Consider the following 22,371-nt stretch of genomic DNA (forward strand, 5'->3'; position numbering starts at 1 on the left):
TTACGCGGGCGCAACGAGGATCAGCGATCGCCGTCGCCGTCTTCGCGCGAGTCTTCGCGGGCGTCGCCGTGGCTCCAGCTGGCGCCCAGGTCGCCTTTGGTCTTGTCGTGCTGGTCCTCGCGCGAATCCGCGCACAGCATCAGCAACAGGTTCAACGGCAAGCTCAGGTCGGCGCCCGGCGACCCCAACGGCGGCGCCAGCGGGCGGAACGACGGAGCCGCCAGGGCTTTGCGAAACACCGCGGTCTCGGCCAGCTCGCCATCGAGCTGGATCATTACGCGCGCGCCAGCGGCTTGCCGCGCCTGCAACAACTTTCGCTGAAGCGAATCCAGCAAATGCCGCGACAGTGCCCGCACCAGATCCGGATCGGCGGCCAGATCCGCGGGGTTCTGGACATAGGCGGGCAGCTCTTCAGCCGCGCCGCCACCCAACTGCCACCATTCCCGCAGGGACGGTGCGGCCGAATGGCCTTTCGCCTGCGGTTCGGGCGAAACATGCAGCCGCCACTGACCCGGGTCAGCCTCGTCCTGGGTCAGGCTGAAGTGCAAGCCCGGTGGACCGATCGCGGTCATCTGGAATCCCCCTGAAGAATCCTGCGTTCCTTGCTCTGAGGTGCGTCGATTTCACCTGGGCAACGCGAAGCCGTCGCGAAAACGGACACCAGCAAGAAATCCGCGCCCCGCGAGCGGGGATTCGGCTGAGGCGAGCGCCCGTCTCACAGCCGCGATCGCGGATTCGCAATCGCAATGGTCCAGGTCGGTGGATCGCTCCGCGCGGCGAGACCGGCGGGTTTGCGGCCGGCGCGGTCCGTCCGGCAGGCCGCCAGACTACGGAGCGAAGTTGCGATCCAGCCAAACGAGAAAGCGGCGAACGTCGCCGCTCATTTCTTCATCGCCAAGCAGGTAAGGACCGCCGCCGGGCCGATACAGCGCCATCGAGTGAAGCAAGCGTTCGCCGGGGGTGTCGTCTTCATCGTAGAACAAATCCGCAAGCTCGCCCTCAAGCTCGTGAAGGAGGACCCGGCTATTGTCGCCGTCGAGAAACCGCGCGAGCAACGAGCGCAGTCGCGAATAATCGCGCGCCGCCGTCACGCCGGCGGCGCCTCGACGCCGGCCATGTAGCGCTCGACGCTGGGGCAGCCCAGCCGGCGCCATTGACGATGTTCCATCTGGAAATAAGCGAGCATCGTTCCGTCCAAGCCGTCGCGCGCGGCTTCAGCGCCGTCGCGGCGATAGATCTCGGCGACGCGTTGGCGTTCCTCTTCCAGTTGCAACCTGTGTTCCGGCGACGGGGCGAGCCTCAGTTGAAATTCGGGCCGGGGCAGCGCTTCCAGCGAAGAACGTATCCGCGCCAGCGCGATCGACGATTCGGTCGGCGTCGCGCTGTCCAATTCGTCGATCGCCTGCAGCGCCAGATGAAGCGCATGCTGACGGTGTCGCGGATCGAGCGCGTCCAGCAAGGGCTGGCGATACGAGGCATGCGGCGACAAGGCCGCGAACCATGCGCCGAATATCGCTCCGCGCGGGCCGTGTTCGGACAACAGATCGCGCAGCAGGTAAAGATCGAGCGCGGCCATGCCGCGAAGGCTCATGTAGTGATTCGCCAAGGCTTCGTGCTGCGTGCGCGGGTACTCGGCCAGTTCACTTGCGTACTCGGTTGCGGCCGCGGCCATGGCCGCGAGAAAATTCGCGCTGCCTATGCCGACGCTGAACTGGCTTTGCGTGAGGCATCGAACGTCCTGGTCCAGATAATGCATGTCGCAAAGCCTGCCGGGTAAAGGTATCCGGGCAAGAGTATGGCGGCGGGTGGCCGGGCTCAAGTCGAGCGGGCGTCGTTTATGACTGAGGTTCCTCTGCCTGGGCTGGACAGTTTCTTCTCTACAGGAGTTTCTGACCTCAATCGTGGATCGAGACCGCCATCAACCCCGATCTCGCGCCCCCGGACGGGTTTGCCGTATCGTGCGCGCATGGACGAACTGCGCTACCTGCAAGGTTACGGCGAACGCGTACTGAGCCAGGTGCGCGCGCTGATCGACAGCGGGCGCCTGCAGCAGATGCTGCGCGACCGTTACAGCGCCGGCCATGAGGTGCGCGACGACAAGGCCTTGTTCGAATACGTGGTCGACATCAAAGAGCGCTACATGCGCAAGGCCGATCCGCTCAACAAGGTGATCTACGACAACAAGCTGCACGTGGTGAAACACGCGCTGGGCACGCACACCGCGATTTCACGCGTGCACGGCGGCCGGCTCAAGGCCGCGCGCGAGATCCGCATCGCGACCTTGTTCCGCGACGCGCCGGCCGAGTTCCTGGAAATGATCGCGGTGCATGAACTCGCGCACCTCAAGCATCGCGAGCACGACAAGAGCTTCTACCAGCTGTGCGCCCACATGAGCGCCGACTACCACCAGCTCGAATTCGATCTGCGCCTGTACCTGACCCAGTTGGACATCCAGGCCAGATCCGGCAAGGACGCAACGTGACTGTAGCGGCGGCGCAGGCGTTCTCCACACCTGCGCGCACTCGCCGTCAGACCGTCTGCTCGCCCTCGCGCACCATCAGCAAGGCGATCAAGGTCAGCGCGCCGGCCGCGCTCAGGTAATAGCCGACATAAGCCAATCCGTACGTGCTGGCCAGCCAGGTCGCGATCGACGGCGCCAGCGAGGCGCCCAGAATGCCGGCCAGATTGAACGCCAGCGAAGCGCCGGTGTAGCGCACCGAGGTGGGAAACATCTCCGACAGGATCGTGCCCAGCGGGCCGTAGGTCAGGCCCATGATCGCCAGTCCCAGGCCGAGGAACAGCAAGGTGCCCCAGGCGTTGCCGCTCGAAAACAGCGTCTCGAACAAGACCCCGAACGCCATCACCGCCAGCGTGGACAGGATCATCGCCAGACGCCGGCCTCGGCGATCGGCGAATAAGGCCGCCAGCGGAATGGTCGCGGCGAAGAACAACACGCTGCCCAGTTGCAGCAACAGGAACTGCTCGCGCGAATAACCCAGCTTGGACGTGCCCCAGCTCAGCGCGAACACCGTCATCAGATAGAACAGCACGAAGGTCGCCAAGGCGGCGAAGGTGCCCGCGATCAACGCGCCCGGATGTTGCGTCAACACCTTGATCATCGGCAGCCTGACCCGCTCGTGCCGGTCGATGGCCTTCTGGAACGCCGGTGTTTCGGCGATGCGCAGGCGCACCCATAAGCCCACGAACACCAGCGCCGCGCTGGCCAGGAACGGAATGCGCCAGCCCCAGGCGAAGAATGCTTCATCGCCCATGGTGTCGGTCAGCAACAGGAAGATGCCGGTCGACAGGAAAAACCCGATCGGCGCGCCCAACTGCGGAAACATGCCGTACCACGCGCGCTTACCCGGCGGCGCGTTCTCGGTCGCCAGCAGCACCGCGCCGCCCCACTCGCCGCCCAGGCCCAGACCCTGCCCGAAACGGCACAGCGCGAGCAAGGCCGGCGCGAGGATGCCGATGCTGGCGTACGTGGGCAGCAGGCCGATCGCGACCGTGGACAGGCCCATCGTCAACAGCGCCGCGACCAAGGTCGCCTTGCGTCCGATGCGATCGCCGAAGTGGCCGAACACCGCCGCGCCCACCGGCCGGGCGAAGAACGCCAGGGCGAAGGTCGCCAGCGATTGCAAGGTCGCGGTGGTGGGATCGGCCGCGGGGAAAAACAGTTTCGGAAACACCAGCACCGCGGCGGTGGCGTAGATGTAGAAATCGAAGAACTCGATGGTGGTGCCGATCAAACTCGCGAACAACACGCGGGCGGGAGAGTTGGCGGGTGCCGCGGCGGCAGGTGTCATCGAGGTTTCCGGACAGGGGACGGTGAATTGATACTCCATCCGGGCCCGGCCGCGCAAAGCTTTTGCGCACATTGCGCATACCGGCCGTGCCGCGCCCTCTGGCCGCGGCCGGCGCGATCCGGCAAGGTGCGACTTCCCCCCAACGAGTCCGCACGATGAACGATGCCTCCATCCGCGTCGCACTGGTTGGCTACGGCTTCGCCGGCAAGACCTTCCACGCGCCGCTGATCGCGGCCACGCCGGGACTGGCGCTGAGCCTGGTCGGCTCGCGCGACGCCGCCAAGGTGCGGGCCGATCACCCGCGGGCGATCGTGATCGACGACCCGATCGCCGCGGTCACCGACGCACGCGCGGAGCTGGTGGTGATCGCCACGCCCAACCACAGCCATGCCCCGCTCGCCCGCGCCGCGCTCGCCGCCGGCAAGCACGTGGTGGTCGATAAGCCGTTCACTCTGGATCTGGCCGAAGCGCGCGAATTGGCGGCCTTGGCCTCGCAGCACGGCCGGCTGCTGTCGGTGTTCCAGAACCGGCGCTGGGACAGCGACTACCTCGCGGTGAAGCAGGCCATCGACGACGGCCGCCTCGGCGAAGTCGTGCATCTGGAATCGCATATCGACCGCTTTCGCCCGCAGGTGCGCGAGCGCTGGCGCGAACAGGCCGGCCCCGGCACCGGCGTGTGGTGGGACCTGGGCCCGCATCTGGCCGATCAGGCCTTGCAGTTGTTCGGCCTGCCCGAGCGCGTGATCGCCAGCCTGGCGGTGCAGCGCGACGGCGCCGCGGTCGCCGACTGGGCGCACGTGGTGTTCGAATACGGCCAGCGCCGGGTCGTGCTTCACGCCAGCATGCTGGTCGCCGGCGGCAGCCCGCGCTTCATCGTGCACGGCAGCCGCGGCAGCCTGATCAAGCCGCGCGCCGATCGGCAGGAAGCGCAGTTGCTGGCCGGAATCGTGCCCGGCGCGGCCGGCTGGGGCGAGGACGACGACGCGCAACTGTGGCACGACGAACATGGCGCGGTCAGCCGCGTGCCGACGCCGCCGGGCGATCAGCGTCGTTATTACATGGCCGTGCGCGACGCCTTGCGCGGCCAGGGTCCGAATCCGGTCACGCCCGCGCAGGCGGTGGCGTTGATGGCGGTGCTGGAAGCGGCGGTCGAATCGGCGGCGCAAGGGCGGGCGGTGACGCCGGGGTTGAGCGCGCAGGAACGCGAGGCGTTCGCGCAAAGCTGATCAGCGACAGCGAGGTCTTTTGTAGGAGGGGCTTATGTGGGAGGGGCTTCAGCCCCGATGCTTTTCGATCCGATGCTGAGAGTCTTCCCACTGCGGATCGAAAAGCATCGGGGCTGAAGCCCCTCCCACATAAGCAGGTGCACCTCGCCACCATGCGCCACCATGCGCCACGGTATTTTTGCACCCGCGCGAAATTAAACTTCCGCTGCGGAAACAGCGAAAACAAAAAATGTTCAGATGCGCGGCGATGCGATCGCCAAACCTCGCCGCGCATCACGCCCGCGAATCGATCCCGCGCACACACGCGCGCGCTTTCGCGATCGAATTGCAAGCGCGGATAGAGTTTCAACCGATCCGCGCGCACATGCACAGCGACGAATCCATCGCAGATCGGCAAAACGGACTTAAGCCCGGCGACTAATGCGCGAGGCATCAAGGTTTCGCGCGCCGGCGGTTTTCTACTCTGTGCCCGCACCAACCACGAGGCGTCGGTCACCCCTGAGCACCGACGCCCCGGCGCAACGGATGCGGCTCACAATCCGAACGAATCACGTGTCACCACACTTTGTGTCCAAGCCCGCCATCGCGAGGCTTGCGTCCTGACTGCAGTTGGCGAAACGGCCACGGCCGCTTCGCGTACCCAGGGGTTTATCCGCGGCATTCAAGCAATCGGCCCGATCACGGCTTCCCTCGCCGTGGTCGGCGGCTGCGCGATGCCGGCATCGAGCGACAACGACTTGAGCCAGCCATCACCTCGACGGATTCCATCCGCGACTTAATTACTCAACTGAGCAGGTAAACACCATGAATCACCGCACTCTCCGCTCCGCCCGCCTGAGCGCCATCGTCTGCGCCCTGGGCCTGGCTTTCGCCGCCAACAACGCCGCCGCGCAAAGCTCGGAAGTGGCTTCGGCCGCGGTCAAGGCCTGCGCTGTCAGCGGCAGCGTGACCGTCACCGTGCTCGGCATCAACACCACCCTGCCGCTGCCCTGCGCCGGACAAGCGCAAGTCACCGCCGCCGGCAACGACGACAAGAGCGCGCTCGGCATCGATCTGAGCCTGCTCGGCCTGGTCAACGTGGTGAAGCTCGACACCGTGCACCAGCGCGCCGACTACAACAACCTGACCGGCGCGACCGCGCTCGACGGTTTCTCGGAAGTCGCCGGCGTAAGCCTGGTGCAGAACCTGGTCACCGCGCAGGGCCTGCGCGGCAGCCTGTCGTGCGATTCGCTGTCGGGCGATAGCCGCCTGCAATGCCAGGCCACATCGACCGTCGCCGACGTGCGCATCGCCGGCGGCAACGTCATCACCCTGCCCACGCCGATTCCGCGCAACTTCACCGTGCCGGTCGGCGGCCGCCTGCGTCTGGTCGTGCTCGGCCTGCCGGTGGAAGTGCCGGTCGGCGGCGCGCTGGTGCTCAACCAGGCCGCGGCGAGCGGCGCCGGCACCAACCACGTGACGGTGACCCATCAGGCCGCGCAGTTGGGCCTCGGCGGCAGCGTCTCGGTCGGCGGCCTGGGCTTGATCGCGGTGCGCGTGGAAGCCAGCGCCAGCCCCTCGACCATCACCGTCAACTCGACCCGTCCGGTTTCGGCGGTCACCATCGACTGATCCGCGCCACTGCGGCAACGCGCGGGTCGTGACGATCCGCGCAACCCGGCGCACCGCATCGTCGCGACGATGCGGTGCGTTTTTTTTGCCGTTGCGGCAAGATTCATCGCCCCGCACGCCCGGCCCACGCGCCCTTCAACTCGCGCTTACATCCGGAACGCTACCTTGGGCGCATGACGAACCCACACCGTTCGCAGTTCCCAGGCCGGCGGCCATGAGCGCGCTGTGCGATTACAGCTTCGGCATCGAGGAGGAATTCTTCCTCGTCCGCCCGCACAGCCGCCTGCTCGCCGCGCAAGTCCCGGCCCGCCTGCTCAAGCGCGCCCGCGCCCAACTCGGCGATGCGATCGAAAGCGAGCTGCAGCAGGCGCAGATCGAAATCGCCTCGCCGGTGCAATGCGACATCGCTCAGGCCCGGCGCCAACTCGGCGAGCTGCGCCGCGGCCTGTCGGAACTGGCGCACGAGCACGGGCTGGCCTTGCTGGCCGCCGGCACGCATCCGCTCGGGCAATGGCGCGAGCAAGCACAGACCGACAAGCCGCGTTACCGGCGTCTGGTCGAGGACTTCCAGATCGTCGCCCGCCGCAGCCAGGTCTGCGGCCTGCACGTGCATGTGCAATTGCCCGATGGCGTCGATCGGGTGCAGGTGATGAACCGGGCGATGCCGTGGCTGCCGCTACTGCTGGCGCTGTCCACGTCTTCGCCGTTCTGGGACCGCGGCAATACCGGCCTGATGAGCTACCGCCAGGCCATGTACGACGAATGGCCGCGCACCGGCATTCCGGATTTCTTTGAGGACGAAGCCGATTACGACGCCTTCGCCGCGGTGCTGCAGCGCGCCGGCGCGATCGCCGACGCCGGCTCGCTGTGGTGGGCGATCCGTCCGTCGCCGAATTTTCCCACCGTCGAGCTGCGCATCGCCGACGCCTGCACGCGCCTGGACGACAGTCTGGCGATCGCGGCCCTGTACCGCTGCCTGATGCGGCATCTGTCGCAGCGCCCGGCGCAGGCGCCGCCGTGCAACGCCGCCACCCGCCGCATCATCGACGAGAACCGCTGGCGCGCGAAACGCTTCGGCCTGCAGGCGGATTTCATCGACGAACACGGCAACACCGAGCCGGCGCTGGCGCAGTTGCGGCGCCTGCGCGAGCTGTGCGCGGAAGATGCGCGGCAACTGGATTGCACGCAGGCGCTGGCGAGCCTGGACGACATCGTCGCGCGCGGCACCAGCGCGCACACTCAGCTGGCGCTGTATCGCCAGCATCGCGAAAGCGGCGCCAGCCGCGCCAACGCGCTCAAGGCCGTGGTGGACTGGCTGCTGGAAACCACCATCGCCATCGACCCCACCGTCTGACACCCGCCCTTCCGGATATCCGTCATGCCCTCGCCCGCCCGCAAACTGCTGATCGGCCTGTCGCCGCGCCTGATGCGCAACCTGCCGCCCGAATACGGCTTCCGCAACAAGACCCTGCAATATCTGGAGCAGTCGATGGCGCATTGGGTGATGGCCAGCGGCGCGATCGTGGTGATGATTCCCACCGTCGATGCTCAGGGCGCGGTCCAGGCCACCGATCTGTCCGTGCGCGATTACGCGCGTTCGCTGGACGGGTTGATCCTGCAAGGCGGCGCCGACATCGACCCGGTCGCCTATGGCGAGCGTCCCAGCGAACTGCTGATGACCACCGATCCGGAGCGCGACCGTTTCGAACTCAATCTGCTGCGCGCCTTCGTCGATGCGGGCAAGCCCGTGCTCGGCATCTGCCGCGGCATGCAGCTGATCAATGTCGCCCATGGCGGCAGCCTGTATCAGGATCTGGTCGGCGGCGGCGCGACGCGCGCGCAGCACTATATTCCGGCGCAATACGACGAACACGCGCATTCGCTGCGCATGCGCGAGAACGGCTGGCTGTCGTCGCTGTATCCGCAGGTGGCCGATCCGCGGGTCAACTCGATCCATCACCAGGGCGTCAAGGATCTGGGCGCGGGGTTGGAAGTCGAGGCCTGGTCGGAGGACGGCATTCCCGAATGCATCCGCGGCCACGGCGACAGCTTCGTGGTCGGCGTGCAGTGGCATCCGGAATTTCACGATCATCGTTTTCCGGAACTGTTGCCGGGGCGGCCGGTGCTGATGGCGTTCATGGAGGCGGCTCGGCGGCGGGAGCAGGCGCTGGCGGCGTGAGGGGTGGACGGCAGCGACATCAAGACCTGACGCAACGAAGTGATGACTTCTTTTCCCGGCGAAGCTGTTGAACTCCCTCTCCCGCGCCCCGAAGGAAGTCACCTTGGGTGGCAAGCGGGAGAGGGGCTTAGACCGTGTTGCTGGTGCTCCCTCTCCCGCTTGCGGGAGAGGGCTGGGGTGAGGGCTGAGCGCCGGAGGCGCGAATGATCTTGCATTGAGCCTCACCGCTACTCGTGCCCTCACCCCCAACCCCTCTCCCACAAGCGGGAGAGGGGCTTAGACCGTGTTGCTATCGTCAATGCCGTTTACAAACTCGCCGCACAGTTGTAGCAAACCAACGCAAAATCCTGATCGGTATCGTCGCCGGAGTTCGGCAACCCATTCGAGTTGATATCGGTCGCGCGCACCACGATGCTGACGCTGCCGCCATGCTGCGCCGACTGCAGGAACACGCCTTCGTTGTTGTTGCGCGCATCCGCCGCGCCGCCGGTCGCCGACCAGCCGCTGGCGGCGAACACGTTGCCCAGGTAGGTGCTGCCGCCCGCGGTCACGCGCAGATCCAGGTTGTTGTTCCAGGCCGGCGTGGTGCCGCCCAGGCCATGGCCCGGGGCGTCGGTCCACACCAGCATGATCCGCACCGGCTTGCCCGGATCGGCGGCGGTGAACGTGCGCGTCCAGCTTTCGCCGGAACTGTTGAACACGTGGCTCTGGTCGATGTACTGCACCGTCTGCGCCGGACGCAGCACCGGCTCGATCAGCATCCGTCCCCAGCCCTGCTTGGCGTCGGGCGCGGTGGTCAAGACCACACCGTCCGCATCGAGTTTTCCGACCAGGTTCTGCGCGACCGCCGTGAACGCGGCGCGGGTCAACGCCGGGCTCGGATCGACGCCGGCGCGGGCGCGGTAGTACTGCGTGAACAAGGCGCTGGCGCCGGCCACTTGCGGCGAGGCCATGCTGGTGCCGCACATCAGGCCGTGGCCGCTCGCGCTGTTGGCCGAATCGATCGAGCAGCCCGGCGCGACCATGCCCGGAATGCGGCGGCCATCGCGCGCCGGGCCGTGCGCGGTGTTGCTGGACAGATCGTTGATCGCGGCGATCTGCACGGTCGCCGAGGTCTGGCCCTTGGTCGAACCGATGGTGAAGGTGTTCTTGGCTTCGTCCGGCGAGCCCTGGCTCTGCGTGCCGCCGTTGCCGTTCATGAACGACAGCACGTAGTTCAGCGGCTGATCGCCGGGCGCGTTCGGGTCCGCGTCGCGCACGCCGACATCGACCTGGCGAGTGTCGCCGTCGTAACCGCGCGGCGTACCCGACGGGCCCCAACTGTTGCCGGAAATGGTCGCGCGATTGCGCACCGACTGCGTCATCAGCGCCAACATGCCGCCGGCCTGAGTGTAAGTCGGCGAATACACTTGCTCGACCAGCTTGGCGCCCGGCGCGACGCCCAGTCCGCGCAGGAAGCTGCCGGTGGACGCGGTGGCGCGCGCGTTGGACGCGCCGTCGCCAGCCATGATCGCGGCGGTGTGGGTGCCGTGCGCGCTGCTGGCTGAACCGCCGCAGGTGGTGCCGGTGCAGGTGGTCATGCGCGCGACGAGATCGGGATGGGTGTGATAGATGCCGCCATCGACGTTGGCGATGATCGCGCCGGTGCCGTTCACGCCCAGGCCGCTGAGATAGCTCAGATAACCGGGCACGGCCAGATTGCTCGCGTTGACATTGCCGGCGTTGATCTGGCTGCTCATCTCGCCGCGCAGGCCGCCGTCGGTGGGCACGGTCTGCACGCTGTACACGCCCGGCGTCTGCGCCAGCGCGGCGATCTGGTCGGCGGGAATCCGCACGGTCTGCGTCTGCAGGCTGCGATCGAGGATCTTGTTTCCGGCGCCGACGTCGGCCACGCCGATCTTGCTCAGGCTGGCGCCGACTTCAGCGCTGCCGCGATGACTGATCACGCTGACCTGCACCGGTCCGGTCGCGGCCTTGCGCAGTTCCGGCTGCACGCGATACGCCGGCAGGAAGTCGCCGCTCCAACGTACTTCGGACTGTCCGGCCAGACGGTTGAGCGCATCGCGCTTGCCCCAGGCGATGTAGGTGTACGGATGCAGGTATTGCACCGGCTCCAGGCCGGCGCGGCGCAATTCGTCCAGCCACGCCTGTTGCACCGGGCCCTTGAATTGCACCAGGCGCCAATCCTCGCCGTCGGCGCGGGCGCGGCCCCAGGCGCTGGTGGCCTGCACGGGTTTGCTTTTGAGCGGATCGAAACGCAATCCGCCCAGATCGAGTTCGAAACCGCTCGCGGGCGCGGTGGGCGCGGCCTGCGCGAGCGACAGCAACGGCGTAACGGCGAGCGCCACGGCCAGGGCCGTGAGCGGGATGCGGCGACGGTTCATGCGGTTCTCTCCAGAAAGGTTCGACAAACGCCGCCCGCACGGGCGGCGGCTCGGTGGGTGCGATCTTGGAAAACACCGGACGGCAACGTCCGTGCTGCTCGCGTCGCGAAGACGCCCGCCGACACTGCGCCCGCGCGGGCGACCGCGTCCACGCGAATACGAACGGCGCTTCCAAATGATCGTTGAGGGCGATCACAGAACTTCGAAGAGGTGCATGAATCGGCGCGGGCGAAAGATCGGACGATTGCGTCGATCGATGCGGGGCTCGATGCGTTCCCGCGGATCGGCGCGAATGCGCTTTCGCGGCGGATGCCGATCGCGAATGTCGCCGCGGTTGCCGGCGAAACCGGCGGCGATGCGATCCGGACGTGGATCGGATGGCGCGGTCGAAGATGCGAAAAATATTCATGAAAGATGCGGCGCGAAACCTTCGCGCCGCATCGGTGGCGCGGCGCTTACTCGCTGACCACCGCCGCCGTCACCACGATTTCCACCTTGAACTTCGGATTCGCCAGCGGCGCCTGCACGGTCGCGCGCGGCGGCGTGTGGCCGGCGGCGACCCAACTGTCCCATACCGCGTTCATGCCGGCGAAATCGGCCATGTCGGTCAGGAAAATCTGCGCCATCAAAATGCGGCTCTTGTCGGTGCCGGCGCGCGCGAGCAGCGCGTCGATCGAGGCCAGGGTTTCGCGGGTCTGGCCGGCGATGTCGAGGTCCTCGCTGTCGGGCACTTGCCCGGCCAGATAAGCCACGCCGTTATAGACTGCCATTTCGGACAGGCGCGCGCCGACGTCGAATCGCTGGATCATGGGTTCACCTCATGGATGTGGGGCGAGCATTGTCGGTCATCGCGCGCCCGCGCACACCTGTCGGCGCGCGATGGCCGCGCGCGCCCCGGATTCGAAGCCATGCGAGCGCGGATGCGGACCACGCCTCGACCCGCATCCGCCGCGGCCGCCTACATCTCCGGCGTCCCGGTCTGGATGATGCGATCGCTTTCCTGGCGATCTTCCGCGCGTTCGGCGCGCAGGGCCGCGTCGGCGTTGGCGCGGTGCTGGGCGCGCACTTGCGGCGGCAAGGCATCGACCTGGCGATTGGCCTGCATCATCGCGCGCTCGCCGGGCTTGAGCTGGCAGTTGCGGCTGAGGATTTCGAGTTCGTCGCCGTTGCGCGCGGCGCCGCTTTGCACATTGACCACCACGCCGAGCGTATCGCCCAGCGGTTCGAGCTCACCGCAGATCGAATCGATAGTGCCGTAGCTGCGCTCGGCGTTGCGATTGACGATCACGAACAGATTCTCGCTGTCGAGCCACACCACCGAACGCACGCCCTTGACACCCTTGGCGGCGATGCGCGCGTTCTCGCGATCGATTCGGCGCCCCGGATCGGCCAGGCGGATCGAACGATTGACGTCCTCGTTGAGCGCCTTCAGGTTCTGCTGCAGGCCCTGCTGATCGCCGCCGAGCGCCTGGCTGCGCATCTTGACCAGGCGTTCGGCGGTCTTGGCCGGGTCCAGCGGCTGGCCGGCGGGCGGCTGCGGCTTGGCCGCGGCCTGACGTTCGGCCTGGCCGCCGCAGGCGCCCAGGAGCAGGCTCAGCGTCAGTCCCGTGGCCATCGCGATTGCCGTGTTCGCATTGCGCTTCATCGCTGCACCTCGCTGCTGCGCGGCCCCGGGCGCGGCGCCCTGGGCCGGTTGACGGCGGCCGCGTGGGCCGCGTCCGCCGTGTTGCGTCTTGCGGTTTATACCGCGCCGCGAGTGAAAACGGTTGCCGCATCGCAACGCAAATGCGACCGCGGTCGCCCCGGTACGGTACGCGCGCACCGGATTGCGCAGGCATCGCGCGGCCGAGGCCTTTTTCGCGACCGCTGCCCGGATTCATCTTTACCGCATCGTTACAGTCGCCCGCGGGTCGCCCACCAGCGTCGCCACGCCGCTACACGCGGCAGCGTCCGGATATCGCACCGGCCGCGGCAACGCGACGCATGCGGCGGCCGCGCTCCATCGCGGGCGCGCTGCAGCGTATTCCATAACGATCAGATCGCCGCCAATCGCAAGTCCACGCATTCGTCGCGGTTGTGCGGCATGCGTACCCCGGGGGGACCGAGAGCCCATTGCCTGAGGATACGAAATGAACGCACCCCACCACTCGCGCCGCATTGGCGCCTGGGCCGCCGGCCTGTTCGGCCTGCTCTGCGCCCCCGCCGCCTTCGCCGCTCCGCAAGCCGCGGCGGCGAACGCATCCGACACCTCGCGCGCGACCGCCGTCGTCGCACCCGCCGCGGCCTGCAACTTCGTGGACTGGACGCGCGGGGTGAACTACACGCTCGGCACGATCGTGCGTTATCCGCCCAACGGCCAGTACTACAAGCTGGTCAACGTCGGCACCAACGGCAGCGACGGCACCGATCCGACCATCAGCACCTGGTACTGGCAGCCGACCACCTGCGACGGCACGCCGCCGGCCGGCGGTTTCGTGGTGACCGAAGCGCAGTTCAACCAGATGTTCCCGAACCGCAATCCCTTCTACACCTACGCAGGGCTGGTCGCGGCAATCCGCTCGTATCCCAACTTCGCGAAAGAAGGCGGCGACACCATCGCGCGCCAGGAAGCCGCGGCGTTCCTGGCCAACGTCAACCAGGAAACCGGCGCGCTGCAGTACATCCGCGAATTGAACCAGGCCAACTGGGATCACTACTGCCAGCCGGCCGGCACCTGCGGCGGCAAGCAGTACTACGGCCGCGGCCCGATCCAGTTGAGCTGGAACTACAACTACGCCTCCGCCGGCAGCGCGCTCGGGTTGAACCTGCTCAACGATCCGGATCTGGTCGCGACCAATTCGGCGATCTCCTGGCAGACCGCGCTGTGGTACTGGATGACCCAGCGCGGCGGCGCCAGCAACACTCCGCACCAGGCGATGGTGAACCTGCGCGCGTTCGGCGAAACCATCCGCGCGATCAACGGCGGCATCGAATGCAACGCCACCGGCATCGGCCACCAGCAGATGCTCAACCGCGGTGCCTACTACCGCAACTTCGCCGCGATCCTCAACGTCGCGCCGGGCAATAACCAGACCTGTTGATGCGCTTGCGCGCCCGGCCGCGAAGTCGCGGCCGGGCGTGTCGAGAATCTCCAAGAACGTCATTCCCGCGAATGCGGGGATGACGAGCCTGGAGACTTCGAACACAGTGAAGTCAACGCAGCCCCGCCTTACTTCAGCCAAGCCGAACATCCAGAAACTTCAGCGCCATCCCCCAGAACGTCATTCCCGCGAACGCGGGAATCCAGGGACTTTCGCGCGAGAACGTTTGAAGTCACTGGATTCCCGCGTTCGCGGGAATGACGAGCCCGGGAAGGTTGAACACAGTCTAGTCAACCCGTCTGCGTTCATCGGCATCAGCGCGCGACAACTCCCCCGCGCCCCACCAATCACATATCGAACGCCGCGCAACCAATTTCCTGCGTACCCTTCTGCTCACCTGCGCGCACGAACTGGATATCCGGCATCGGCACGTCTTCGCTAGGCGGCGCGGTCGCCACGCCCAGGCTGTAGTACTCGCGATAAATGTCAGCCAGCGGCTTGGCGTCGATCGCCGCGCGCGCCTGCTCGGGGTTGGCGTCGACCACCACGGCGAAGGTCGAACCGCTGCCGAAGTCGTAGTCCACGCGCCGCACCGGCAAGCCGTGCAAGCGGATCGGCCGGCCCGGCGTCAGCGTGCCGCCGCCGGGGCCGACTTCGCCGATCGAGCTTTCCGCGCTCACCAAAACGCCGGCGTCGCGCAAGGTATGGGCGAAGTCCGGTTCCTGCACGTCGGAAAAATATTCGCCCTTGCAATCGGCGTTGGCGGCGACCCAGGCGGCGAAATCGAACAAGGACGCGGCTGCCGGCTTGGCGCTCGTGGAATCGCCCGCGGCACCCGCGGCCGGCGCGGCGTTGTCGTCGCTACCGCCGCAAGCGCCGATGGACAGCGCCAGCGCGCATATCGCCGGCCACGCGATCATCTTGTTCATGCCGCTTTCTCCGTCGAGGCGGCCAGCCTACTCCTTCGCGACGACGCGCGCAGCGCCGCCGCCGCGCGCGAATCGTCGCGAGTTACTGCGGAACCATCAAACACGCACCAGTGCCGTTCGGCGGCGGCTGTTGCGGGTAATCGTGCTCGGGGTACACGTACACCGGCGAGGTCGCGATGAAGCCGTCGGCGAAGGAGAACTCCACGAACGCCGCCGACCAACCGCTGGCCGGCTTCTCCAGCGCGATCTCCACCGCATTGCGATTCAACGCCACCGCCTGTTCGCGATAACGCACGCCGCAGGCGAAACGGAAATCGCGCCCCGACGCGTTGTCGGCGACCCACAGCTTGGCCGCGACCGGCCGCTCGGAAGCGCGCGCACGCAGGCTCAGGCGGCCGTCGCGCTCGCTCAGCCGCGACTCCACCGAAGCCAGCGCCTGATGGCGGTTCCAGCGTTGCAGCGCCGGGATCAGCGTTTCGCGGATATGCCGGCGAATGCCGCCGTGATCGGAATTGGGCGCCGCGCGCAGGCTGGTCGCGCCGGGCAGATCGTCCAGGTACAGACGCTGCGCGTCGGCGGGGAAGAAATCGTCGCCGCTGGCGTTGACCAGGTACTTCGGAATCCGCAGGCGATGGCGATGGCGCGTGCTCAGATAGGCGTAGGGGTCTTCGATCTGCATCAACTCGGCGAATTCGGTTTGCCCGTAGCGCGTGGTCACGCCCTCGGCGTGATAAGGCAGCAAGGCGATCGGCCAACCGCCGCCGTAGGTCTTGTGGATGTGTTCGATCAGTTTCTGGATGCGCATGTCGATCACGTACGACACCAGGCCCTGCACGCGCGGATCGCCGATCGCGGTCAGCCACGCGGTCCAGGCGCGCTTGGACGCGCCGGTGACGACGAACGAACGCACCCGCCACGCGCTCAGCTCGCGCTCGGCCAGATCCATCGCCTTGACCGCGCTTTCGGCCATCGGCACATGCAGGGGCAGCGTGGCGTTGCTCGCGGACGGTTCGTCCATGAAGCGGCGCCAGGTGGCGGCGACCAGCACGTCCTCTTTCTTCGGCGCTTCGCCGGGCAGGGTCAGGTATTGGTTGGGAACATCCGACAGGCTGACCACGATGGTGTGCGTGGTCTTGGCCACTTCCAGCGCCAGGGATTCGTCGAAATCGCCCGGCGGCCGCACCGGGTCGCTGCCGTTGGCGCGGTTGCTGCCGTTGTTGATCACCAGCAGCGCCGACTTGGGCCGCGCTACGTCGGGAATGTAGATATCGACCTGATGGGTCCATTCGTCCGGGACCGCGCCGCCGCTTTCCGGCCAGCGCTGCGAGTACAGCCGGTAGCTGCGCTTCTGCGCACCGTCGAGCACGGTGCGGCCGAGGCTTTCGTAGCGCAGCGGCACGCGCGCTTGGCGCTTGCGGTAATCGGGCCAGGCCTGGCTGTAGTCCGGATGCGGATGACCGGGCGACGCCGCCTGCGCCGCGGGCGCCGCGACCGCGACCGGACCGATTCCGGCGAGCGCGGTCGCCAAGGTCAAACCGGCCGCGAACACGGCCTGTTGGATACGCTGCTTGATCACGGCCGCGTCCTCGATGCGTTTTCAGGGCGCCCAGCCTAAACGGAAAGTGTCAGCACGCCTGTGCCTGACTGCCGGATTCCGCCGCCCCGCGCGCGGCCTCTACAGGGCCGACCAGGCGCCGATCAGACCGGTCAGATGGGCGATGCCGATCGCCAGGCAGATGCCCGAACTCCAGTACCAGAACGGCGTCGCCGGCTGCGGCACCGAGGCCACCGCCATCGGCACCACCGCCAGTCCGTGCAGCAGATACACCGCGGTGATCAGGCACAGCGCGGGCTTGAGCAAGGGCAAGCGGCCGATCGCGCCAGCGCCGGACAAGGCGTAGCCCGCCCACAGCATCAACACCGCGGAAATGCCGACCGTCACCACCGCCGGATACGCGCGCCCGGCCTCGGCCATGCGCGCCATGCGTTCGCCGGCGCCGAAGAACCGGTACCACGACGGCCCGCCGACGATCACGCCCAGATGCAGCACCGCCGCGCAGGCGCTGGCCATGCCGGCCAGCAACAAGCAAGGGTGCGAAAAACATTGAAACATGCGCCGACCGGTCCCTGGATGTGAGTCAAGCCGGCCGCCACGGGCCGACGTGCGGGCAGCATGGCCGCCGCGGGCACGTACTGCGCGTGCCAAAAGCAACACTAAACCCGATCCGCGAATCGCGGAAGTGGCCTGGGCGGCACAGGTCGAAGCGAGTCCCGCCGCCGCGGCCGGCCGGCCCGAGTCATGAAAGTCAGGCGCCCCTGGCCGCACGCGCGCCGTCGCCGCGTTGTTTATTCCGCCGTCGCCTCCGGCACGGTCTCACCTGATGGCCGCGCTCCGTCGCGGCGGCCCGTTTTCACCCGCTCGATCGCACCGCAAGCCTGCGCACGACGCAACGCAGCGGCCGCGACATTCCGCCGCACCGACTCGTCCCTTCTTCGATCGCCCAGGACAGGAGCTACGCATGTGCACTAATTTCTTGTTGGCCGTTCCGAACATCCCCGCCACCGGCGGCAGCGCCACCCAATACATCTCCTCGCGCTGCATGGAACTGACCGGGGTGATGAAGACCTCGATGTACCTGGTGCCCGCGCAGCAAGTTTTTCCGCTGATCAAGAACGGGTCGGTGTCGTGGACCGGCACTTACGGCTTCGTCGCCCTCGCCGATCCGTCCGGCATGCCGGTGTTCCCGTGCTTCGTCGATGGCATCAACAGCGCCGGCTTGTCCTGCGCTTCGCTGTGGCTGCCCGGCACCGCCTACGCCGCGAGCGCCAGCAGCGACGCGCTGGAGTACTACGACCTGGGCGCCTGGATCATGAGCCAGTTCGCCACCGTCGATGAGTTAGTGCCGGCCTTGGCCGGCATCAACGTCATCGGCCCGGCGCCGGGCTCGGATCTGTACAAGCCCCTGCATTTCATCGCCACCGATCCGACCGGGGCCAGCGTGGTGATCGAATTCATCAACGGCGCGATGAACGTCTATCCGCCGAGCTACGACAGCGGCGCGACCCAGGACGGCGTGCTGACCAACTCGCCGACCTACGACTGGCAGCGCACCAATCTGGCCGACTACGTCAACCTCAATGTCGAGGGCAGCGGCACGTCGAGCACCAACACCTCCGGCCCGCCGGTCGGCGCCGGCCTGCTCGGCCTGCCCGGCGACATCATGTCGGCCTCGCGCTTCGTCAAGGCCGCGACCTTGCGCAAAGGCTACGGCAAGCTGCCCAGCGACGGCACCGGCTGGTTGCCCACCGTGCCCGACGCCGGCGCGACCGACAGCACCCAGACCATCGTCAGCGCCGCGCTGTCGCTGGTGCAGATCATCCAGGCCACGCCCTACGCCAGCGCCTTGATCAGCCCGGCCACCGACTCCGCTCCACCCACGGTCGGCGACTGGACCATGTGGCAGGTCGCGCGCGATCACACCAATGCGGTCTATTACTTCAGCTCCGCGTTCAATCCCACGGTGCAGAAGGTCGATCTGAGCGAGGTCGATTTCAGCGGCGGCAGCGTCAAGATGTCGGCGCTGAAGACGATCGCGGTGCTGCCCTCGCCCGGCGCCTGGTACAACGACGCCTCCAGCAGCTTTGCCTGAGCCCGCCTTGCGACGCTCCGGCGCCTGCATGCATCTGTGTGGGAAAGGCCGATCGAAAGCCGCCCGTCGCGCCCTCGCGCGACGGGTCCACTCAGGGAGAATCCAATGCGCAAGCCGCCGCACCCGTCGCTGTCCCGTCTGTCGTCGCTGCTGGCGCTGTTGCTGCTGGCCGGCGGCGCCCACGCCGGCGCCGCATCGCCGCGCGACGCCGTCGCCGAGGTCGCCTCGGCGATCGAACGCAATTTCTTTGACGCGCAGCGCGCGCATGCCATCGCCGACGAACTGCGCGGCGAGGCCGCCCAGGGCCGTTACGACCGCTATCCCGACCCGCGCGATCTGGCCACGGCCTTGAGCGATCGCCTGCATCCGCTGGACGCGCATTTCCGCGTCAACTGGCGCGACCCGGCGCAGCCCGGCCCGGCGCCGCAAGGCCGTCGCCGCTTGCCGCCGCCGGGCGCCGCGCCCGCCACCGCGACCGGACCTGCGCCGGTGGATTTCAGCCGCCGCCGCAACTACGGCCTGCGCAAGGTCGAAGTGCTGCCGGGCAATCTGGGCTATATCGATCTGCGCGAGCTTCCCGACTTCGACTTCGGCGACGACTCCGCGCCGGCGCGGCGCGCGCTCGACGCGGCCTTGCAGCTCATCCTTGCCACCGACGCGGTGATCATCGACCTGCGCGACAACGGCGGCGGCTCGCCGGCCGCGGTCGGTTATTTGACCAGCGCCTTCACCGCCAAAAACGCCGACATCTACAACACCTTCCGATGGCGCGAAGGCGAGCGCATGCGCAGCGACAGCGAAGCGCCGCGCGACTGGTATCGCGACCCGCGCCTGCAAGTGCCGCTGTACCTGCTGACCAGCCCGCGCACCGCTTCGGCGGCCGAAGCGCTGGCCTACACCCTGCAAAGCGCGGGCCGGGCGAAGGTGATCGGCGAGGCCAGCGCCGGCGCGGCCAATCCCGGCGAAGAGATCGCCTTGAAGGACGGCTTCAGCGTGTTCGTTTCCAGCGGCTCGCCGACCAATCCGATCACGCATAAAAACTGGGAAGGCAGCGGCGTCGCCCCGGATGTCGCGGTGGCGCAGCGCGAGGCGCTGCAGACCGCGCAGCAACTGGCATTGGAACGGGTGATCGCCGCGGCGCCGGCCGGCGCCGACACGCTGGACGCGCGCTGGACCCTGGAGGCGCTGCGCGCGCAGTCCGCGCCGAACCGCGACACGCCGGCCGCCGCCGATTACCTGGGCCAATACGATCGCATCCAGATCGGCGCCGACGGCGGGCAACTGGTACTGCGCAACGGCCAGCGCCCGCCGCAAGCGCTGATCGCGCTGCAGCGCGATCTGTTTTTCGTCGATGGCAACCCGGGCGTGCGCGTGCGCTTCGAGCGCGGCGACGACGGCCGGGTGACGGCGCTGGAAACCTTGCGCGCGGACGGCAGTTCCAATCGCTATCGGCGCTGAGCCGATCGCGGGATTCGCCGCCGCGGCCGCGCGGCGGCGAACCGACGGCGATTCACAACGGCGATACGCGCGCGTTTTCCATCATGCAGGGCGTCGCAGCCTGCTCCGGCGCCCCCTATCATCCCGCGCCCGGACGGGCTGACGACGCTCTGCCTTTGTCTGCGCGCATGGATCGCGCGCCTCGCCCGCGCTTGAACCCGGTCACACAGACGCCGCGCTCAGGCCACTTCCCGCCCGCGGTAATACTTGCGATCGGCCAATGCCAGCAAGTCCAGATCCTCGACCGTGTCGCCGTAGGCGTACACGCTGCCGTAATCGCTCAGCTCGATGCGCTCGCACACACGCCGCGGCTTCTCCGCGCCGCAGCAGTCGCGGCCCAGATAGCGGCCGGTCAGCACGCCGTCGCGGGTTTCCAGATGCGAACAGATGTATTCCAGCCCCTGCGCATCGCACCAGGCCGAAACGAACAGTTCGAGATTAGCCGTGACCACGACGATGCGATCGCCGCGCTCGCGATGCCAGGCGATGCGCTGCATCGCTTCGGGCCGCAGTTGCGCCGCGACCACTTCATACAGATAACGCGCGGCGGCGGCGCGCACCTCGTGCTCGCGCCGGCCGCGATAGCCGAACGCGACGATGCGCCGGCGCACCGCCTGCCCCGACACCCAGCCCAGCTTGTAGCCGATCACATGCGGCGCGAGCAGGACATTGCCCAGCCACAGACGCCGGCGGCCGACGCTGGCGCGGACGAAACCCGGAAAGGTTTCGCGGTAAGTGATGGTGCCGTCGAAATCGAATAACGCCAGATCCATGCGGCGGTTGATCCTGAAGCCCGGGCGACGCCGCCCGCGCGCAGTCTAGCCGCCGCCGCTTCGCCGCGCCCGCGCGTTCGACCCGGCTACCTGCCCCGCGCCGCGGCGAAACCGCCGCCCATCTCGGCGATGCATTGAATCTGGCTGCGCGAGATCAGGATGCAGCCGCAGGCGCAGAAATCGCCGTGGCGCGCGGCCGCGCGGCCGTCGATCGGATGCTCGCTGTCGCCGGTCACGATGGTGGTCATGCCGTGCACGCCGCATTGCACCGAATCGCCGATGCGCGCCCAGGCCAGGCCGCCGGCCGGGTCGCTGGCCGCGCCGCTGAGCACGGTGCCGCCACCGCTGGTTGTATCGCCGACCTTGATCCAGTAACGGGTCATCGCCCACCTCCATTCCCGAATGCTCCAGCCCTGCCTGCACGACGCTGTAACGGCGCCGCATCGCCTGCGTGATCGATCGCTGCGCATTCTTCGACCAGGGTCATCTGGAACGGTATTTTCGGTTGCAATCAATAGCAATTATCAGTTGCCAATCACGCTTTCGACGACGCCGCCGGGATTCCCGGCCAAGGCGATCGCCGACCCTGTAAACGGCAATACGAGTTCGTACGCAGGCGGATGCGTTCCGTGTGCAGGAAATGCGACGGGGACCATGGCCGAGGTACCGAATTGGGTCACTCCGCGGCCCAGGATCCGGGCGAGGTCGTAACGCGCGCCCTGGAACTCGAAGCCGCGGCTGTCGATCAGGCGGGCGCTGAACACGTTGTCGCCCAGGATCGGCACCGGGGCGCCGCCGACCTGCGCGCTCACCGTGCTGCCGACCACCAGCCCGGTGCGCCGGAACGTGGCGATGCGCTCGCCCTGCGCGAACGACTCGGGCCGGTCGAAATCGCCGCCCGGGACGCGCTGCAGATACACCGAGAACTCTCCGACCGGGTCCAGCCCCAGGCTCAAGGCGCCGTTGGTGGCCGCGCGCGCCTTGAACGGCTTCGCCGCGAAGGTGAAATACGCCGCGCCCTCGCCGGGTTCGCCGTCGAACATATCCCCGACGATGCCCGACAGATGCAGGAAATAGCCGTAGTCGGCCAGCCAACCTTCGCCGGTACGGTAAAAACGCCCGGTGACGTACCAGGCCAGTTCGGCGGGCGACAACAACGAGGACATGCAGGGCTCCGTGATCAGGACCGGCGCCGTATCGAAACCGCCGCGCCAATGCGGCGCGCATTCGAAA

General features: G+C 67.6%; 22 protein-coding genes. 9 read left to right on the top strand and 13 right to left on the bottom strand.

The window, feature by feature from the left end:
• Nucleotides 1–20: 20 nt before the first annotated feature.
• From J7J50_RS19540 to J7J50_RS19550, 3 genes are all read right to left on the bottom strand, one after another.
• Nucleotides 21–572 (bottom strand): hypothetical protein, encoded by a 552-nt coding sequence (locus J7J50_RS19540; RefSeq protein ID WP_215055526.1) that lies wholly within the window; start codon nucleotides 570–572, stop codon nucleotides 21–23.
• Nucleotides 573–827: 255 nt separating this feature from the next.
• Complete coding sequence (locus J7J50_RS19545; RefSeq protein WP_215055530.1) at nucleotides 828–1,091, bottom strand: hypothetical protein; 264 nt, start codon at nucleotides 1,089–1,091, stop codon at nucleotides 828–830.
• Complete coding sequence (locus J7J50_RS19550) at nucleotides 1,088–1,756, bottom strand: hypothetical protein (RefSeq protein WP_215055533.1); 669 nt, start codon at nucleotides 1,754–1,756, stop codon at nucleotides 1,088–1,090. The genes J7J50_RS19545 and J7J50_RS19550 overlap by 4 nt, the downstream gene beginning before the upstream one ends.
• Before the next feature lie 210 nt (nucleotides 1,757–1,966).
• On the opposite strand from J7J50_RS19550, the gene J7J50_RS19555 reads away from it, so the two are divergent.
• A complete protein-coding gene (locus tag J7J50_RS19555) occupies nucleotides 1,967–2,482 on the top strand; it encodes a YgjP-like metallopeptidase domain-containing protein (protein ID WP_215055535.1) in 516 nt (171 codons plus the stop codon).
• A gap of 46 nt (nucleotides 2,483–2,528) precedes the next feature.
• Here J7J50_RS19555 and J7J50_RS19560 read toward each other — a convergent pair whose 3' ends face one another.
• Nucleotides 2,529–3,809 carry an MFS transporter gene (locus tag J7J50_RS19560; RefSeq protein ID WP_215055537.1) on the bottom strand — a complete coding sequence of 427 codons (1,281 nt, stop codon included), beginning with the start codon at nucleotides 3,807–3,809 and terminating at the stop codon, nucleotides 2,529–2,531.
• Between the two features lie 155 nt (nucleotides 3,810–3,964).
• Here J7J50_RS19560 and J7J50_RS19565 point away from each other — a divergent pair, with 155 nt between their 5' ends.
• The 4 genes from J7J50_RS19565 (at nucleotide 3,965) to J7J50_RS19580 (ending at nucleotide 8,825) form a co-directional block, all read left to right on the top strand.
• Entirely contained in the window at nucleotides 3,965–5,035 is a 1,071-nt protein-coding gene (locus tag J7J50_RS19565) for an oxidoreductase (RefSeq protein ID WP_215055539.1), read from the top strand.
• A gap of 804 nt (nucleotides 5,036–5,839) precedes the next feature.
• A complete protein-coding gene (locus J7J50_RS19570) occupies nucleotides 5,840–6,646 on the top strand; it encodes a hypothetical protein (RefSeq protein WP_215055540.1) in 807 nt (268 codons plus the stop codon).
• Nucleotides 6,647–6,860: 214 nt separating this feature from the next.
• Complete coding sequence (locus J7J50_RS19575) at nucleotides 6,861–8,000, top strand: carboxylate-amine ligase (RefSeq protein ID WP_215055541.1); 1,140 nt, start codon at nucleotides 6,861–6,863, stop codon at nucleotides 7,998–8,000.
• Nucleotides 8,001–8,024: 24 nt separating this feature from the next.
• Nucleotides 8,025–8,825, top strand: coding sequence for a type 1 glutamine amidotransferase (locus J7J50_RS19580; protein WP_215055542.1), 801 nt, complete (start codon nucleotides 8,025–8,027; stop codon nucleotides 8,823–8,825).
• Between the two features lie 305 nt (nucleotides 8,826–9,130).
• On the opposite strand, the gene J7J50_RS19585 is transcribed toward J7J50_RS19580, so the two are convergent.
• Nucleotides 9,131–11,209, bottom strand: coding sequence for a S8 family serine peptidase (locus tag J7J50_RS19585; RefSeq protein ID WP_215055543.1), 2,079 nt, complete (start codon nucleotides 11,207–11,209; stop codon nucleotides 9,131–9,133).
• A gap of 210 nt (nucleotides 11,210–11,419) precedes the next feature.
• Here J7J50_RS19585 and J7J50_RS19590 point away from each other — a divergent pair, with 210 nt between their 5' ends.
• Nucleotides 11,420–11,620 carry a hypothetical protein gene (locus J7J50_RS19590; protein WP_215055544.1) on the top strand — a complete coding sequence of 67 codons (201 nt, stop codon included), beginning with the start codon at nucleotides 11,420–11,422 and terminating at the stop codon, nucleotides 11,618–11,620.
• 44 nt (nucleotides 11,621–11,664) lie between these two features.
• Here J7J50_RS19590 and J7J50_RS19595 read toward each other — a convergent pair whose 3' ends face one another.
• On the bottom strand, nucleotides 11,665–12,018 hold the full coding sequence (locus J7J50_RS19595; protein ID WP_215055545.1) for a RidA family protein: 354 nt from the start codon (nucleotides 12,016–12,018) through the stop codon (nucleotides 11,665–11,667).
• Between the two features lie 149 nt (nucleotides 12,019–12,167).
• Nucleotides 12,168–12,824: a hypothetical protein gene (locus tag J7J50_RS19600; protein ID WP_215055546.1), complete on the bottom strand. Its 657-nt coding sequence runs from the start codon at nucleotides 12,822–12,824 to the stop codon at nucleotides 12,168–12,170.
• A gap of 514 nt (nucleotides 12,825–13,338) precedes the next feature.
• Between J7J50_RS19600 and J7J50_RS19605 the strand changes: the two genes are divergently transcribed.
• Complete coding sequence (locus J7J50_RS19605; RefSeq protein ID WP_215055547.1) at nucleotides 13,339–14,289, top strand: glycoside hydrolase family 19 protein; 951 nt, start codon at nucleotides 13,339–13,341, stop codon at nucleotides 14,287–14,289.
• Nucleotides 14,290–14,636: 347 nt separating this feature from the next.
• Here J7J50_RS19605 and J7J50_RS19610 read toward each other — a convergent pair whose 3' ends face one another.
• From J7J50_RS19610 to J7J50_RS19620, 3 genes are all read right to left on the bottom strand, one after another.
• Entirely contained in the window at nucleotides 14,637–15,218 is a 582-nt protein-coding gene (locus J7J50_RS19610; RefSeq protein WP_215055548.1) for a hypothetical protein, read from the bottom strand.
• Nucleotides 15,219–15,300: 82 nt separating this feature from the next.
• On the bottom strand, nucleotides 15,301–16,794 hold the full coding sequence (locus tag J7J50_RS19615) for a PhoPQ-activated protein PqaA family protein (protein ID WP_215055549.1): 1,494 nt from the start codon (nucleotides 16,792–16,794) through the stop codon (nucleotides 15,301–15,303).
• A gap of 99 nt (nucleotides 16,795–16,893) precedes the next feature.
• Nucleotides 16,894–17,304 (bottom strand): hypothetical protein, encoded by a 411-nt coding sequence (locus J7J50_RS19620; protein ID WP_251044496.1) that lies wholly within the window; start codon nucleotides 17,302–17,304, stop codon nucleotides 16,894–16,896.
• 433 nt (nucleotides 17,305–17,737) lie between these two features.
• Between J7J50_RS19620 and J7J50_RS19625 the strand changes: the two genes are divergently transcribed.
• Nucleotides 17,738–18,868, top strand: a complete 1,131-nt coding sequence (locus J7J50_RS19625; RefSeq protein ID WP_215055551.1) for a linear amide C-N hydrolase — start codon at nucleotides 17,738–17,740, stop codon at nucleotides 18,866–18,868.
• Between the two features lie 105 nt (nucleotides 18,869–18,973).
• Nucleotides 18,974–20,326 (top strand): S41 family peptidase, encoded by a 1,353-nt coding sequence (locus J7J50_RS19630; protein ID WP_215055552.1) that lies wholly within the window; start codon nucleotides 18,974–18,976, stop codon nucleotides 20,324–20,326.
• 218 nt (nucleotides 20,327–20,544) lie between these two features.
• On the opposite strand, the gene J7J50_RS19635 is transcribed toward J7J50_RS19630, so the two are convergent.
• From J7J50_RS19635 to J7J50_RS19645, 3 genes are all read right to left on the bottom strand, one after another.
• On the bottom strand, nucleotides 20,545–21,138 hold the full coding sequence (locus tag J7J50_RS19635; RefSeq protein ID WP_215055553.1) for an HAD family hydrolase: 594 nt from the start codon (nucleotides 21,136–21,138) through the stop codon (nucleotides 20,545–20,547).
• 86 nt (nucleotides 21,139–21,224) lie between these two features.
• Entirely contained in the window at nucleotides 21,225–21,521 is a 297-nt protein-coding gene (locus tag J7J50_RS19640; protein ID WP_215055554.1) for a PAAR domain-containing protein, read from the bottom strand.
• Nucleotides 21,522–21,662: 141 nt separating this feature from the next.
• Entirely contained in the window at nucleotides 21,663–22,304 is a 642-nt protein-coding gene (locus J7J50_RS19645; RefSeq protein ID WP_215055555.1) for a hypothetical protein, read from the bottom strand.
• Nucleotides 22,305–22,371: the final 67 nt, after the last annotated feature.

It is taken from the genome of Lysobacter sp. ISL-50 (assembly GCF_018612875.1).
In the GTDB taxonomy this organism is placed as follows: domain Bacteria; phylum Pseudomonadota; class Gammaproteobacteria; order Xanthomonadales; family Xanthomonadaceae; genus Lysobacter.

Coding starts and splice junctions, on each gene's coding strand:
- J7J50_RS19555 (WP_215055535.1), top strand. CDS start 1,967: ATGGACGAACTGCGCTACCTGCAAGGTTACGGCGAACGCGTACTGAGC.
- J7J50_RS19565 (WP_215055539.1), top strand. CDS start 3,965: ATGAACGATGCCTCCATCCGCGTCGCACTGGTTGGCTACGGCTTCGCC.
- J7J50_RS19550 (WP_215055533.1), bottom strand. CDS start 1,756: ATGCATTATCTGGACCAGGACGTTCGATGCCTCACGCAAAGCCAGTTC.
- J7J50_RS19630 (WP_215055552.1), top strand. CDS start 18,974: ATGCGCAAGCCGCCGCACCCGTCGCTGTCCCGTCTGTCGTCGCTGCTG.
- J7J50_RS19640 (WP_215055554.1), bottom strand. CDS start 21,521: ATGACCCGTTACTGGATCAAGGTCGGCGATACAACCAGCGGTGGCGGC.
- J7J50_RS19580 (WP_215055542.1), top strand. CDS start 8,025: ATGCCCTCGCCCGCCCGCAAACTGCTGATCGGCCTGTCGCCGCGCCTG.
- J7J50_RS19600 (WP_215055546.1), bottom strand. CDS start 12,824: ATGGCCACGGGACTGACGCTGAGCCTGCTCCTGGGCGCCTGCGGCGGC.
- J7J50_RS19595 (WP_215055545.1), bottom strand. CDS start 12,018: ATGATCCAGCGATTCGACGTCGGCGCGCGCCTGTCCGAAATGGCAGTC.
- J7J50_RS19570 (WP_215055540.1), top strand. CDS start 5,840: ATGAATCACCGCACTCTCCGCTCCGCCCGCCTGAGCGCCATCGTCTGC.
- J7J50_RS19540 (WP_215055526.1), bottom strand. CDS start 572: ATGACCGCGATCGGTCCACCGGGCTTGCACTTCAGCCTGACCCAGGAC.
- J7J50_RS19635 (WP_215055553.1), bottom strand. CDS start 21,138: ATGGATCTGGCGTTATTCGATTTCGACGGCACCATCACTTACCGCGAA.
- J7J50_RS19585 (WP_215055543.1), bottom strand. CDS start 11,209: ATGAACCGTCGCCGCATCCCGCTCACGGCCCTGGCCGTGGCGCTCGCC.
- J7J50_RS19610 (WP_215055548.1), bottom strand. CDS start 15,218: ATGAACAAGATGATCGCGTGGCCGGCGATATGCGCGCTGGCGCTGTCC.
- J7J50_RS19625 (WP_215055551.1), top strand. CDS start 17,738: ATGTGCACTAATTTCTTGTTGGCCGTTCCGAACATCCCCGCCACCGGC.
- J7J50_RS19605 (WP_215055547.1), top strand. CDS start 13,339: ATGAACGCACCCCACCACTCGCGCCGCATTGGCGCCTGGGCCGCCGGC.
- J7J50_RS19645 (WP_215055555.1), bottom strand. CDS start 22,304: ATGTCCTCGTTGTTGTCGCCCGCCGAACTGGCCTGGTACGTCACCGGG.
- J7J50_RS19575 (WP_215055541.1), top strand. CDS start 6,861: ATGAGCGCGCTGTGCGATTACAGCTTCGGCATCGAGGAGGAATTCTTC.
- J7J50_RS19560 (WP_215055537.1), bottom strand. CDS start 3,809: ATGACACCTGCCGCCGCGGCACCCGCCAACTCTCCCGCCCGCGTGTTG.